The sequence below is a fragment of the Mesorhizobium sp. M1334 genome, assembly GCF_040317995.1.
Taxonomy (GTDB): Bacteria; Pseudomonadota; Alphaproteobacteria; order Rhizobiales; family Rhizobiaceae; genus Mesorhizobium.
This window is the reverse complement of sequence record NZ_JAMYLM010000031.1, coordinates 1-13,360: the sequence shown is the minus strand read 5'-3', so window position 1 is coordinate 13,360 and position 13,360 is coordinate 1. Positions and strand designations below refer to the sequence as shown.

Annotated in this window: 12 protein-coding genes; all 12 read left to right on the top strand. The window is 57.3% G+C overall.

All coding sequences use genetic code 11. The features are described 5' to 3' along the window. Positions 1-494: 494 nt before the first annotated feature. The 12 genes from NKH17_RS29920 (at position 495) to NKH17_RS29865 (ending at position 13,142) form a co-directional block, all read left to right on the top strand. A complete protein-coding gene (locus NKH17_RS29920; protein ID WP_352901770.1) occupies positions 495-971 on the top strand; it encodes a hypothetical protein in 477 nt (158 codons plus the stop codon). A gap of 241 nt (positions 972-1,212) precedes the next feature. After that, the gene (locus tag NKH17_RS29915) at positions 1,213-1,395 is read left to right on the top strand and encodes a hypothetical protein (protein ID WP_352901773.1); all 183 of its coding nucleotides are present in this window, start codon (positions 1,213-1,215) and stop codon (positions 1,393-1,395) included. Positions 1,396-1,521: 126 nt separating this feature from the next. Continuing rightward, positions 1,522-2,331, top strand: coding sequence for a tyrosine-protein phosphatase (locus NKH17_RS29910; RefSeq protein WP_352901776.1), 810 nt, complete (start codon positions 1,522-1,524; stop codon positions 2,329-2,331). Further along, entirely contained in the window at positions 2,331-3,119 is a 789-nt protein-coding gene (locus tag NKH17_RS29905) for a polysaccharide biosynthesis/export family protein (protein ID WP_352901779.1), read from the top strand. Before NKH17_RS29910 ends, NKH17_RS29905 begins: the two co-directional genes overlap by 1 nt. A gap of 47 nt (positions 3,120-3,166) precedes the next feature. After that, positions 3,167-5,542, top strand: coding sequence for a GumC family protein (locus NKH17_RS29900; RefSeq protein ID WP_352901781.1), 2,376 nt, complete (start codon positions 3,167-3,169; stop codon positions 5,540-5,542). Then, a complete protein-coding gene (locus NKH17_RS29895; protein WP_352901784.1) occupies positions 5,430-6,683 on the top strand; it encodes a tetratricopeptide repeat protein in 1,254 nt (417 codons plus the stop codon). Before NKH17_RS29900 ends, NKH17_RS29895 begins: the two co-directional genes overlap by 113 nt. Next, positions 6,680-7,540, top strand: a complete 861-nt coding sequence (locus tag NKH17_RS29890; protein WP_352973162.1) for a hypothetical protein — start codon at positions 6,680-6,682, stop codon at positions 7,538-7,540. Before NKH17_RS29895 ends, NKH17_RS29890 begins: the two co-directional genes overlap by 4 nt. A 15-nt stretch (positions 7,541-7,555) precedes the next feature. Continuing rightward, positions 7,556-7,996, top strand: a complete 441-nt coding sequence (locus tag NKH17_RS29885; protein WP_352973174.1) for an O-antigen ligase family protein — start codon at positions 7,556-7,558, stop codon at positions 7,994-7,996. 354 nt (positions 7,997-8,350) lie between these two features. Further along, a complete protein-coding gene (gene cysD / locus NKH17_RS29880; RefSeq protein ID WP_352901789.1) occupies positions 8,351-9,256 on the top strand; it encodes a sulfate adenylyltransferase subunit CysD in 906 nt (301 codons plus the stop codon). A gap of 2 nt (positions 9,257-9,258) precedes the next feature. Beyond that, positions 9,259-11,196, top strand: coding sequence for a sulfate adenylyltransferase subunit CysN (cysN, locus tag NKH17_RS29875; RefSeq protein WP_352901792.1), 1,938 nt, complete (start codon positions 9,259-9,261; stop codon positions 11,194-11,196). Between the two features lie 10 nt (positions 11,197-11,206). Continuing rightward, entirely contained in the window at positions 11,207-11,995 is a 789-nt protein-coding gene (cysQ, locus tag NKH17_RS29870) for a 3'(2'),5'-bisphosphate nucleotidase CysQ (RefSeq protein ID WP_352901801.1), read from the top strand. Between the two features lie 364 nt (positions 11,996-12,359). Further along, positions 12,360-13,142 carry a cysteine hydrolase family protein gene (locus NKH17_RS29865; RefSeq protein WP_352901795.1) on the top strand — a complete coding sequence of 261 codons (783 nt, stop codon included), beginning with the start codon at positions 12,360-12,362 and terminating at the stop codon, positions 13,140-13,142. Positions 13,143-13,360 lie beyond the last annotated feature (218 nt).

Genomic DNA, 13,360 nt, shown 5'->3' with positions numbered 1-13,360 from the left:
CTTGGCGACACCGTGCGACGGCAACGTCGCGCCAAAATTTCGTGATGCCGTCGTGGTGCAATGCCTCACCTTGGGTGGCACGGATCTGGCTGCGAAGCTCGTTGAGGCCGTCATCCTGTGCGGGCAGCCCGCCCAGGCGGGCTCGACCTATAAACCTTGCCAAGCTCGTAGTTCTTGCCTCGAACGCAAGAAGGCTGGGTGGGAGATGTCAGGACATTGTCGATTACAAGGTTTTGTGTAACGCGTCGGAGCGACTATAGCGTTAGCGGCCACAAGGAATGGCAGATCGGCCCGCCCGTAGCCTGCTATTAGCCGGGTGTAAAGATGACTCGTTACGATATTCTAACAGTGTGTTCTATCAACCACACCGAAACCAAAAATTATCTCGCATATGCGAAATGGGTTGGAATTGGCGCAGAAAGCTGTTACGCGCTGATGAGTACCTTGGTGGTTGGGTGGGCCTCAGGTAACGTGGGACAGAAGGATTGATGCGGATGAACCTAGTTTTGAAAAGTGCGTTGGCCGGAGTTCTTGTGTTGGCCTGCTTCACCCCGGTGTCGTCTTTCGCGCAGGATGGCTCGTGCACCTGTGCAACTGCCTATAACGGCGTAAATCCGATTGGATCGCTCGGCAACGTCAATGGCGACGTGATGATCTCGCAGGTGGCTGGCTATGGCCCGGCGCAAGCGGGCGGCGCGCTTGATTTCGGCAGCCGTGTCGTGGTTGGCTCCAAGGGCTCGGCTTCGGTTCAGGTTGGTGGCTGCAATGTGAGCGTCCCTGCGAATTCGACGCTCGATATCTCGCGTGTCGAGAATAAGATCTGCCTCAATGTCTTGGGTTCTGAGAAGACCGCCCAGACGGGCAATACCAACAGCACCAACTACACGCCGGCCCTTATTTTTGGCGGCATGGCTCTTGGGGCTGGTGTTCTGGCTGCAACGGCGGACAAAGATCACGGCGTTAGCAACTGAGCTGGCTGTAGATAGCGGGATAATGGCAGCGGAGGCGCAGATTGCTTCTGCTGCGCGCCTGTTCTTGCTGGCAGGAGTGCCTTGGGCTAAACGTTGGTGTAACGATCGGAGAGGCTTAGGCCCAAGGCGACGTGCGGATGTCTGATGCCGGCGGATATGACGGGATGAGGGCCGGAGCGCCTGTCCATCCGGGCGTTTGTACGCGACCGGGCCGAAGTCTTCGGTGTTGCGGCGTGTCGGCGTGAACTCCAGGCTCGACATTGTGGCGACGATCAAAGTAGATCCAGTTGTAGGCGGCATGAGCGGAGCGCTGGATACATTAGGCGTAAGGCTTGGCCTTGCCCCAGTTCTGTTGGGCGGCGCTGATATCGGTGATGCGGCGGTGATCATCGGCCTGCATGATGACGACTCTGTCAGCCAGTAGCTGGGACCTGGCATTCATCCTGTTGCATGAGCTTGACAAGCGCGTCGCTCGCAGCCCTGCGGGTGACGCATTAGCGGTTTTTTGCGATGACGCCGCCATGTTGCTTCGTTGTGGTCACAAACGCCCATGATCGATCTGCATTCCCATATCTTGCCTGGCCTCGACGACGGCTCACCCAATCTTGCCGAATCGGTGGAAATGGCTCGACTGGCGGTGGCCGACGGAACGACCCACATGGCGTGCACACCGCACGTGACGCCCGGCGTATATGAAAATGGAACATCGAACATTGTTCGGGCGGTTCAAGAGTTACACCAGGCGCTGCGCGACGCCGCCATACCACTTGCTCTCTACGTCGGTGCAGACGTTCACATAGCGCCGGATCTTCCGGACCAATTGGCGGCGGGCAGCGTGCCGACCTTAAACAGGTCCCGCTATTTTCTGTTCGAACCGCCGCATCATGTTCTACCTCCACGAATGGAGGATCTTGCCCTACGCCTGATAAATGCCGGCTTTGTGCCGATTCTCACTCATCCAGAGCGTTTGACCTGGATCAAAACGAATTACGACGTTATCGAGAGGTTGAATGCTGTCGGCTGCCTTATCCAGCTTACCGCAGACTCGATTGTTGGTGCTTTTGGACGCACGGCGCTTTACTATTCGGAAAAGCTGATTGACGAAGGCAGGGTGGATATCATCGCATCGGATACTCATAGCGCAACGCGCCGGCGTCCTGGGCTTTCGCAGGCGGTTGCTGCTGCTGCCAAGCGGTGCGGGGAAGACGAGGCCCGCAACATGGTGTTGAAACGTCCGGGCGAAATACTGGCGAACCGGCCCATCGAGCCGGTTGGAAAAGCGCGTCCGAAAAAGCCAACAGCCGCCAACAGTGGCCGTTTTGGAGGATTTGGTCGCTTGTTCAAGGGCGGGACAGCGTGATGGGCATTTTTCGTTTCGCAAGAAGCCATGTGGGCCATACATTCGTCGTGCTCGCTTCTTTAGCAATGTCGGCCTGCACGAGTACCTCGTCGACGACACCGTCTTCGTCGAGTTCGGTCGATGCGCTGCAATTGACGTCATCGTCGACGCCACTTGGGAGCGGTGGCGCTCTGCAGGTGGTAAAAGACCTGCCTGCGCCACAAAACACCCAGAACGGCAGCGAGCAGCCTTTGTCTCCGAACGATGTGCTCGAAGTGAATGTGTTCCAGGTCGATAATCTAAACAGAACCGTTCAAGTCGACGCCGGCGGACAAATTTCGCTTCCGCTTATCGGGACTGTCACCGCGGCAGGAAAAACCGTCCGCCAACTAGAGCAGGAAATCGAAACTGCCTACGGTTCCAATTATCTGCAGTCGCCCGACGTGACGGTTTTCGTAAAGGAATCTATTGGCCAACGCATAACCGTTGACGGAGAGGTCAACAAGGCCGGCATATATCCGGTGTCGAGCAATTCTTCGCTTCTGGACGCAATCGCTCTGGCAGGAAATTTCAGTCCGATAGGAGACGCAAAGAAGGTCTTCATCTACCGTAACATCGGCACGAACACGCTGGTCGCCAATTACAATGTGGAAGCCATTCGTGCCGGCAAGGCCCGTAACCCGCGCATCTACGGTGGCGACAAGGTCGTCGTCTTCGCATCAAGCTCGAAGATAGCGGTGAACAATCTCAAGGACGCGCTCGGCATAGCCTCAAGTGCAGCCCGAATTGCCGTGGTCCCGGGGTTATAGGTCGCAGCCGAGCAGAATATAGTCGAAATCTAGGAACACCTCGCGCCATGCTCGATCGCAACAGGCAGCAAATTGCAGGTCCAGGACATGGCCAGGCTTTGTCCGCCGACCTCTATTACGACGGTGGGCAAAACTACAGCCCTTATGGCCGAGACTATTCGGAGCAGGAACAGGGTTTCAATCCGCTCAAGCTGCTCTTCTACGTCGTCCAGTATAGGTGGCTGTTCGTCATGATGGTGGCGGCCGGGCTTGTCGCAGGCCTCATTGTTACGATGATGCAGACGCCAAAATACCAGGCAACGACGCAATTGGAAGTGCTGGTCCCCTCCGCCAAGGTTTTCCAGGACATCGAGGTCGTTTCTGAAAATGCGGATGTACGGGCCTTTCTCACCGCACGTGAGAAGCTCAAAAGCCGCGCATTGGCCCAGCGCGTTGTGTTCCAATTGGGCCTGAGCGAAAAACCGGACTTCCTTTTCCCTACGCCGAACTTCTCGCTCTCCAATATCTTCTATCGCGCCTTCGGAATCTCCAAGTCACCTTCCATCGAACAGAAGACGCCGGAAGAACGTGAAGAGATCGCGATCAAGCGCATTCTGAATGAGCTCACGGTCAATCTGGTCACCAACACGAGTCTGCTGTCGATCACTTTCGCCGATCAGAACCCGAAATACGCAAGCGATGTCGCCAACCAGGTCGCGCAAAGCTTTATAGACCAGCGCCTCGACCAGACCAGCGAAACGTCCGACCTGGCGCGCCAGTTCATCCAGGAGCAAGTCTTGCAGGTGAAGCAAAAGCTTCAGAAATCGGAAGAGGAACTGGTAGCCTACGCCAAGGATGCCGGCATCACGGTAACCGGCGACGACAAATCCTTGATAGGTTCGAATATCGAGGCCCTGAACGAGGCACTTGCGAAAGCAATCCAGGACCGTCTCGATGCAGGACGGGCGGTGGACCAGATCGATAAAGGCCGCGGCTCGAGCCTCGGGCCGGTCTTGGAAAGCGAAGGCCTGCAGAAGCTAAGCGACAAGCTTGCGGACTTGACGAGCCAGTACCAACAGAAGCTGGGTATTTTGAAGCCCGGCTTTCCTGAAATGCAGCAACTTCAGGCACAGATCAAAGAGTTGCAGCGGCTCTACAGCAATGGCGTTCTGGCCATTACGGATTCGCTACGCTTGAAATATCAGGAGGCGCAGAACAAGGAAGCTGACCTCAAGAGCAAGCTTGCTGAAATGGAAAAGCAGCAGGTCGTGTTCAACGATAAGAACATCAAATACACGATCTTGAAGCGTGAGGTTGATTCAAACCGGTCGCAATACGACAGTCTTATTTCCAAGCTCAACGAAGTCGGCGTCAGCTCGGAATTGAAGACGCAGAGTGCAGCCATCGTTGATTTTGCTGCGCTCCCGGATCGCCCATACTCTCCACGTCTCAGCATCAATCTTGCTATCGCGCTGTTTCTTTTCCTTGTCCTGACCGCGACGATAATTTACATCATGGAGTTGTTGAACAACACCTTCACCAACCCCGAGCAGATTGAAAAGGAACTCGGGCTGCCGATGCTCGGCATATTGCCGCTCGTCGACGACCGCGAACTCCTAGCCAGCATCACCGATCAGAAATCCGGGCTCTCTGAGGCCTACCGCTCGCTTCGAACGTCGTTGCAATTCTCCGGCGCCGAAGGAGCACCGCGTTCATTGCTGGTGACAAGTTCCGAGCCCGCGGAGGGCAAGTCGACGACATCGTTCAAGCTCGGGCAGGACTTTGCAGCACTCGGTGCAAGGGTTCTCATTGTCGATGGGGACCTTCGGAAACCGAATCTTCATCGCCTGTTTGGTCTCGACAACACAATCGGCCTGAGCAATTTGCTAACGAACACTGTCCGCAAAGAGGATCTGGCGAGCATTTTCAGGGCAACGAAGTATCCAAACGTCACCGTTTTGACTTCTGGGACGATTCCCCCAAATCCCGCGGATCTGCTTTCGTCACCGAAGATGGCTCTGATCATTACCAATCTCGGGAAGCGGTTCGATGTTGTAATCATCGACGCGCCGCCGATCGTCGGCCTCTCGGACGCGCCCATCCTCAGCCGGCTTGCCGAGGGTACATTGATGGTCATTTCCACCAATCAGGTGACACGCAAGTCTGCGAAGGCGGCGTTGAAGCGTATGCGAGCCGCTGGTGCCAACGTTGTTGGAGCCGCGATGTCAAAATTCGCGGTAAACAAGTTCGACTACAACTACGCCTACAAGTACATGAACTACCAGTATTACGACTACGGGGCGGATACAGCGAAGATTGAGGGCAAAGTGGATGATGGAGCAGACCAGCCCGCTTATGCAAAATCTCCGGCGTTCAAGCGTTTGGTTCGTCGCATCCGTTCTAGTGTTAGCGGCTTCGTCGATCGGGCTAAGTCGGTTACTTGAAACGGAAACACCAGCCGTTTCTCTAGCGCTGGATCCGCTGAACGTCGATGCGCTGATAAGCGAGATTACCAATGATCTGAGCGATACGAATAGCACTCCGGATCTCGAGGCCTTGCTTGCTAAGGCCAAGGACGCGCTTCGTTTCAACTTGGCCGACGCACGTCTCTACAGCCTGATCGGCGAGATCAAATATCGACAAGGCGAGAAAGACGAAGCCTATGAGTTGTTCTACCAGGCTCGTAAGTTATCCAAAACAGAAATCCATGCGCTCCAGAGGTCTATTGGCCATTCGACGGAGACGAGCGATTTGTCGAAGGCCGTCGGTGAAATCGACATATTGCTGCGGCGGTGGCCAGACCAATTTCCGGCGATCGCCGATGGCCTGCCGGCGATCCTTTCGAATCCCGACGGATATCAGGCCATGCTGACGGCTATTACGGCGGAGACGCCCTGGAGACCCAGCCTCTTCGTTGCACTGGCCAATAATCCCAAGGGACTCGACTACGCAAACCGACTGCTGCTCGATCTGACTGGATCGAACACGCGACCGAAATTGGGTGAGTTAGCCATTGTGATCAACGGTTACATCCGTCAAAGGGAATTTGAACAAGCGTATCGGCTGTTTCTTTTCACCTTGTCTGACCAGGAGCGTAAGTTAGCCGGCTACGTCTTCAACAGCACATTCGAACCGATCCCCAGCGGCAGGCCGTTTGATTGGCAGGTTCATGATCAGTCCGGCCTGGAGGTGACGTTTGCGACATCCCAGGATGCGGTGGAGGGTGAGGGCGGGGCGACAGTCCGGTTCTTGAACACGCCGGTGAAGAATTCCGCTCTGCAGCAGTATATCGAGCTACCTCCTGGATCCTATAGGATTTCCCTGGTTGCATCAGCGAGAAATCTCAAGCTTCCGAAGGAATTATTCTGGTCAATTAGATGTCCCGGCGGTGAAATCGCGCGCTTCAATATTCCCGAGGGCACATTCAATCGCCAGACCATGAGCCAAGATTTTTCGGTTGGTCCGGACACATGTCGAATGCAAGTGTTGAGGCTGGAGACCGCCGCCATTGCCGAGAGCTGGCGATTTCGATATGTCGGCACCTTGGTAATGCACAAATTGACCGTTGAGAGACTTCCATCTTGAACGACCGGCCGTCGGAATGGGATAAATATCTCCTCGGCACGGTCTTTTTTGTATCGCTGCTGATCGGCGGGGGCACTGCGAGCGGCCTTTACACAGACACTCTGATCGAGGTCGCAGCAATTGTTTCGGCGGCGGCCGTCTTTTCGCAAACCGCCGGCCAGAGAATCCCCCGGCCTGTTCTGTGGCTGCTGGTCTTCGCCGTGGCGTTGACCGTTTTGCAAATCGTTCCATTGCCGGCGGCCATATTCAACAGATTACGGCCGGAGTTGCTGCTCGGAAATCCCTGGGCTGGAGAAAGCCGATTTCGCTTCGTCAGCGTTGGGGTGGGCCGCACGGTCGAATGCCTGCTTTATCTTCTGGCCACTGCAGCGTTTTTTTTGGCCGTATTGCGTTTGCGTGCCGAACAGGTCAGCGCGCTTCTTCCGTTCTTCTTCATAGGCGTGATCTGCAATGGATTGGCGGGAGCGATTCAATATTCGCTCTCAGAAGACGTCGCTATTAAGGGACTGTTGCCTTTCACGATCAACGCCGGGCTTTTTGCGAACCGGAATCATTTCGCGGCTTTGCTTTTTGTCTCGATCCCCTTCGTCGTTTATCATGGTCTCTTCCGTGGGCGACTTTTGTCCGGCTCGCTTGGATTGGTCACACTTTTGCTGCTGCTTTTGGCAGCTGGGTCGCGTGCCGGTGTGCTGATCGGGTTGGCGATCACCGTATTGTCTGTGATCTTTCTCTCAGCTCGTTCAAGGGCGAGCGGGTTCAGCGTTCTGCTGATTTTTGTTGGGCTTTCGATCTACACGATGGGCGCGTGGACGAAGATCGACGTGGAGGCAATCGATCCGGCGTTCGGGCGCGGATAATTCTCCCTAACGACGATCGAGGGGATCAAGGACAATTGGGTTGCGGGCGTCGGATTTGGGAATTTTCAAAACGCCTATCAAATATATGAAAGGGAGGGCATGATTTTCAGGCAATACGTCAATCATGCTCACAATGAATATCTCGAAATAGCTTTTGAAGGTGGAGTTCCGGCTATCCTGCTGATGGCAGTTTATTTCGTACTGCTTTTTGCTGCGTTGGTGAGGGTTCGCCGTGATCCTCTCCAGAAGGCGGCATTTCTCTCGGTGTCTTTTCTTCTCATTCATTCGCTGGTCGATTATCCGCTGCGAACCGGTGCGCTGGCGATGACCTTTGCCTACATGAACGCCATCATCTTCCACAAAGGATTTGCGGAACGCTCGAAGCGTAAGAGTGAGATGATGGAGATCGATCACAACGGTGACAAGTTGCTTGTCCCCATCGGCACTTCGTCTTAGCGACATCGTTGCCATGGCTGCCGGTCGGCTGAACGAGGCGGACGACTGTCGCGCAAGCTCCCAGACCGCGGGCTCCTGGCTTTCAGCTCCAGCCCAGGCAATATTTTCCTGCCCCTCGCAAGCGCAACTGGTCGCTGAGCAGGAATTTCCCGATTTTCCCGGCCGCATGGAAAATTCATTCCCGAACCATTCAGCCGCAGGCTTGTCTTGCATTGTTCTGGACCGGAACGATCTGCTAGAACGCCGGCACGAGAATAGATTGTCCAGAAGTGCAGTTTGAATCGGGCGGCTGAAAAATGCGCCTGTTGATGATGCAAGCTCTTGCGCGGACGGCATGTGAGAAGTTTATAGTCCATGAACATCGCGCTTACGCACCTTCAGCGGCTTGAGGCTGAATCCATCCATATTTTTCGCGAGGTGGCCGCGGCCTTTGCCAAGCCGGTTATGCTCTATTCGGTCGGCAAGGATTCGTCCGTGCTCATGCACCTGGCCATGAAGGCGTTTTATCCGGCCAAGCCGCCCTTTCCCTTTCTCCATGTCGACACGACCTGGAAATTCCGCGAAATGATCGCCTTTCGCGACCAGATGCAGCAAAAGCTCGGCTTCGACCTCCTGGTCCATGTCAATGAAGACGGCGTGCGCGACAACATCAACCCATTCGACCACGGGTCCAACACCCATACGCATGTGATGAAGACGGTTGCGCTGCGGCAGGCGCTCGACAAATATGGGTTTGACGCTGCCTTCGGCGGGGCGCGACGCGATGAGGAGAAGTCGCGCGCCAAGGAGCGTATCTTCTCGTTCCGCAATGCCCAGCACGCCTGGGATCCGAAGAACCAGCGGCCGGAGATGTGGAAGATTTTCAACACCCGCATCGCTGCCGGTGAATCGATCAGGGTGTTCCCGTTGTCGAACTGGACCGAGCTCGACATCTGGCAGTACATTCTCCAGGAAGACATCCCGATCGTGCCGCTGTATCTGGCCAAGGAGCGGCCGATCGTCGAACGCGACGGCATGCTTATCCTGAGGGATGACGAGCGCATGCAGCTGCGGCCCGGCGAAACAGTGGAGAACCGGATGGTGCGGTTCCGCACGCTCGGCTGCTATCCGCTGACCGGCGCGATCGACTCGGACGCCGACACTCTGGAGGCGATAGTCGGCGAAATGCTCACCGCGCGCACGTCCGAGCGGCAAGGTCGCCTGATCGACCGTGACGAAGCCGGCTCGATGGAAAAGAAGAAGCGCGAGGGGTATTTCTGAGCATGCGCCACATCATGGCCAAGAGCCTCGCCCCAACCGACGGCGTCCGCGACTATCTGGCGGCGCAGGAACGAAAGTCGCTGCTGCGCTTCCTGACCTGCGGCTCGGTCGACGACGGCAAGTCGACCCTGATCGGGCGCCTGCTTTCCGACACCAAGCAGATTTTCGAGGACCAGCTGGCCACGCTCGAGCGCGATTCGCGCAAGCACGGCACCACCGGCGATGACGTCGACTTCGCGCTGCTGGTCGACGGCCTCGAAGCCGAGCGCGAGCAAGGTATTACCATCGACGTCGCCTATCGCTTCTTCGCCACGCCAAAGCGCAAGTTCATCGTCGCCGATACACCCGGCCACGAGCAATACACGCGTAACATGGCGACAGGTGCATCGACGGCGGATCTCGCCATCGTGCTGATCGATGCCCGCCAGGGCGTGCTGCGCCAGACCAGGCGGCATTCGATCATTGCCTCGCTGCTGGGCATTCGCCACATCGTGCTCGCTGTCAACAAGATCGATCTTGTCGGCTTCGACGAAGCGGTTTTTGAACGGATCGTCGCGGATTACGCGCAGTTCTCACGTGAACTCGGCTTCCAGACGATCGTGCCTATCCCTATGTCGGCCCGCTATGGCGACAACGTTACCGGCCGTTCCGACAGGACGGACTGGTATTCCGGGCCGACGCTGATCGAACACCTCGAAACTGTCTCGGTCGACGAGGCCGCGGTCGAATTGCCATTCCGCTTTCCCGTCCAATATGTGAACCGTCCCAATCTCGATTTTCGCGGTTTCGCCGGCACAATCGCCTCCGGCTCGGTTGCGCCGGGCGACGAGGTGGTCGTCGCCAAATCCGGCAAATCCTCGCGTGTCAGGCGCATCGTTTCGCATGGCGGCGACCTTCAGCGGGCTGTCGCCGGCCAGGCCATCACGCTTGTCCTCGACGACGAGGTCGAGGTCTCGCGCGGCAATATGCTGGTATCGCCGGCAGCGCGGCCACAGGTCGCCGACCAGTTCGCCGCCAACATCGTCTGGTTCGACGAACACGCGCTGCTGCCCGGCCGCTCCTACATCCTGCGCACCGAGACCGACCAGACCAGCGCCACCATCACCGACCTGAAGTACCGGGTCAACGTCAACGACTTTGCCCATGAGGCGGCCAAGTCGCTTGAAATGAACGAAGTCGGTATCTGCAACATCTCGACGCGGTCGCCGATCGCCTTCGATCCGTTTGCCGAGAACCGCACCACTGGCGCCTTCATCCTGATCGACCGCATCACCAATGCCACGGTCGGTGCCGGCATGATCCTGCATTCGCTGCGTCGCGCCGAAAACATCCACTGGCAGTCGCTCGATGTCGGCAAGCGCGCCCGCGCCGATATGAAGAACCAGCGGCCGGCCGTGTTCTGGTTCACCGGGCTTTCGGGCTCGGGCAAGTCGACCATCGCCAATCTGTTTGAAAAGAAACTGTTCGCCACCGGCCGTCATACCTACATTCTGGATGGCGACAACGTCCGTCACGGACTCAACCGCGATCTCGGCTTCACCGACGCCGATCGTGTCGAGAACATTCGCCGCGTTGCCGAAGTCGCGCGCCTGATGGCCGACGCCGGGCTGATCGTCATCGTGTCATTCATTTCGCCGTTCAGCGCCGAGCGGCGTATGGCGCGCGAATTGATGGCCGATGGCGAATTCGTCGAGGTGTTTGTCGACACACCTTTCGAGGAATGTGCCCGGCGCGATCCGAAGGGCCTCTATGCGCGGGCGTTGAACGGCGAGATCAAGAATTTCACCGGCGTCGATTCACCGTATGAGGTGCCGGAAAAACCCGAAATTCATCTCAAGACACTCGGCAGATCGGCCGAGGAGATGGTGGACGCCCTGGAACACTGGCTGAACGAGCGGGACATTGCCGAAGACCAATATGACAGCGGCGGCGGTATCTGACGACGAAGCGATGCTCGCCGTCTTCGAGCACCTTGCCTTGGCGGCAGGGCGCGAGGTGATGCGCGTTTTTCGTGCCGGCTGTGAGGTCGACAGCAAGTCTGACAGTTCGCCAGTGACGGAGGCGGATCGCGAGAGCGAAGAGATCATCCTTGCCGGGCTGCGCGCCGCATTTCCCGAGATTCCGTGCGTGGCCGAGGAGGAAGCTTCGGCCGGCATCATGGCACCGGATCTCGGCGACGCCTTCTTCCTGATCGATCCTCTCGACGGCACCAAGGAGTTCGTCAACCGCAGGACCGATTTCACCGTCAACATCGCGCTGGTCCGTCGCGGCGTGCCGGAGATCGGCGTCGTCTTCGCGCCTTGCACCGGCCGCTTCTTTTCCGGCCGGCCGGGCAGAGCGGAAGCGATCGAGATCAATGACGACTATGAGATCGTCGATCGCCAGCCGATTTCGGCGAGGGCCGGTATGGTGCCGCTGACCGTCGTCGCCAGCCGGTCCCACAACACGCCGGAGACCGAGGCGTATATCCGCGCGCTTGGCGCCGCCGAGATCGTCTCGGTCGGCTCGTCGCTGAAATTCTGCCTTGTTGCCGGCGCCGAGGCGGACGTCTATCCGCGCTTCGGCCGCACCATGGAATGGGACACTGCCGCGGGGGACGCGGTGCTACGCGCTTCCGGCGGCATGACGCGCACGCTGGATGGTCAGCCGCTCGCCTATGGCAAGCGCAACCAGAGTGGCGACGAGGATTTCGCCAACCCGCATTTTATCGCCAGCGGCAAGGCTGCTAGATCTGGCTAGACGATGATTGCGCAGTTCCAGACCCGTACGAAACTGCGAATGTTACAAGTGACTTATAGAAGCGACCTCAGACACTGCTCGAGGTCTGTAAACACAACGGTCGGCCCATCCAGTCCGTCGGCGTGGCCGATTCGCTGTGTCCGGTCGATGCTGGCGGAGCCCTCACACGGTGTATCCAAATTGCTCTTACCGGATTGCTATACGAGCGAGTAGCGAGTGATGGAGTGATGGCGTTCCACATCAAGAATCCCGAGACCGACGCGCTGGCCCGCCGGGTCGCCGCGCTTAAGGTAACCGCTGTTCCTGGGCCGCCCAAGCAGGGATGTAGCTCCCCCCTTTGTTGACGCGATGTAGGTGGCGGATCATGATAACCAAGGGCGCAAAGAGCGACACCTCATGCTGGTGGGAGGATAAAATGCAGCCACTTGTCATCGACGCGAAGCCTCAACCTATTTCAATTGATCCCGCTAACGCTGCAGTTCTCGTCGTGGACATGCAGAATGACTTCGGCTCCAAAGGTGGAATGTTCGACAGAGCCGGAATCGATATCTCCGGCATTCAACGGGCTGTCGACCCTACTGCCAGCGTAATAGCTGCCGCTCGCAATTTGAGAGTGCCCATCGTCTATCTGAAGATGGGGTATTATTCCGACCTCTCGGACCTTGGGACGTCGGACGCCCCCAACCGTATCCGACATCTCCAGATCTTTGGGGTCGGTGAGAGCATGACAGCCCCGGATGGTAGCGAGAGCCGGATTCTGATCCGCGACACCTGGGGAACAGATATCGTTGACGACCTCAAGCCAGAGGCAGGGGATGTCGTCCTCTACAAAACGCGGTTCAGCGGTTTCTACGAGACCGAACTCGATTCTGTTCTGAAGACCGCAGGCATCAAACACCTCATCGTGACGGGATGCACGACCAGCGTGTGTGTGGAGTCGACAATTCGGGATGCCTTCTTCAGGGACTATCACTGCATACTGCTGACCGATTGCACTAGCGAGCCCATCGCCTGGAACGCCTCAAGGAGCAATCATGATGCCTCGATCACGCTCGTGCAGATACTCTTTGGATGGACATCGACGTCCGACCATTTCCTGAAGGCGATCGAGGAGCGAGTTCAGGGGCGTCTTGAACTAGCCGAATGAGTTGGCGAGGCCGCGTATCGTCCGAACTCAGATCACGGCCTTGAGATTGGGTGCGGTGACGTAGGCCCATGGCAGGAGATCGTTGATTCGGCTGTTGGGATAGCCGTTGACGATCCTAGAGCACGTCCTGTTTAATCCGGTTCATATCCTGCGGCTTTGAAGTAGTTGGCACATTCGGCTGGGGTGAAGAGGTCGACGACCGCGCCGACCGCGTCCCA

Coding starts and splice junctions, on each gene's coding strand:
- NKH17_RS29920 (WP_352901770.1), top strand. CDS start 495: ATGAACCTAGTTTTGAAAAGTGCGTTGGCCGGAGTTCTTGTGTTGGCC.
- NKH17_RS29910 (WP_352901776.1), top strand. CDS start 1,522: ATGATCGATCTGCATTCCCATATCTTGCCTGGCCTCGACGACGGCTCA.
- NKH17_RS29905 (WP_352901779.1), top strand. CDS start 2,331: ATGGGCATTTTTCGTTTCGCAAGAAGCCATGTGGGCCATACATTCGTC.
- NKH17_RS29900 (WP_352901781.1), top strand. CDS start 3,167: ATGCTCGATCGCAACAGGCAGCAAATTGCAGGTCCAGGACATGGCCAG.
- NKH17_RS29895 (WP_352901784.1), top strand. CDS start 5,430: ATGATGGAGCAGACCAGCCCGCTTATGCAAAATCTCCGGCGTTCAAGC.
- cysD (WP_352901789.1), top strand. CDS start 8,351: ATGAACATCGCGCTTACGCACCTTCAGCGGCTTGAGGCTGAATCCATC.
- cysN (WP_352901792.1), top strand. CDS start 9,259: ATGCGCCACATCATGGCCAAGAGCCTCGCCCCAACCGACGGCGTCCGC.
- cysQ (WP_352901801.1), top strand. CDS start 11,207: ATGCTCGCCGTCTTCGAGCACCTTGCCTTGGCGGCAGGGCGCGAGGTG.
- NKH17_RS29865 (WP_352901795.1), top strand. CDS start 12,360: ATGATAACCAAGGGCGCAAAGAGCGACACCTCATGCTGGTGGGAGGAT.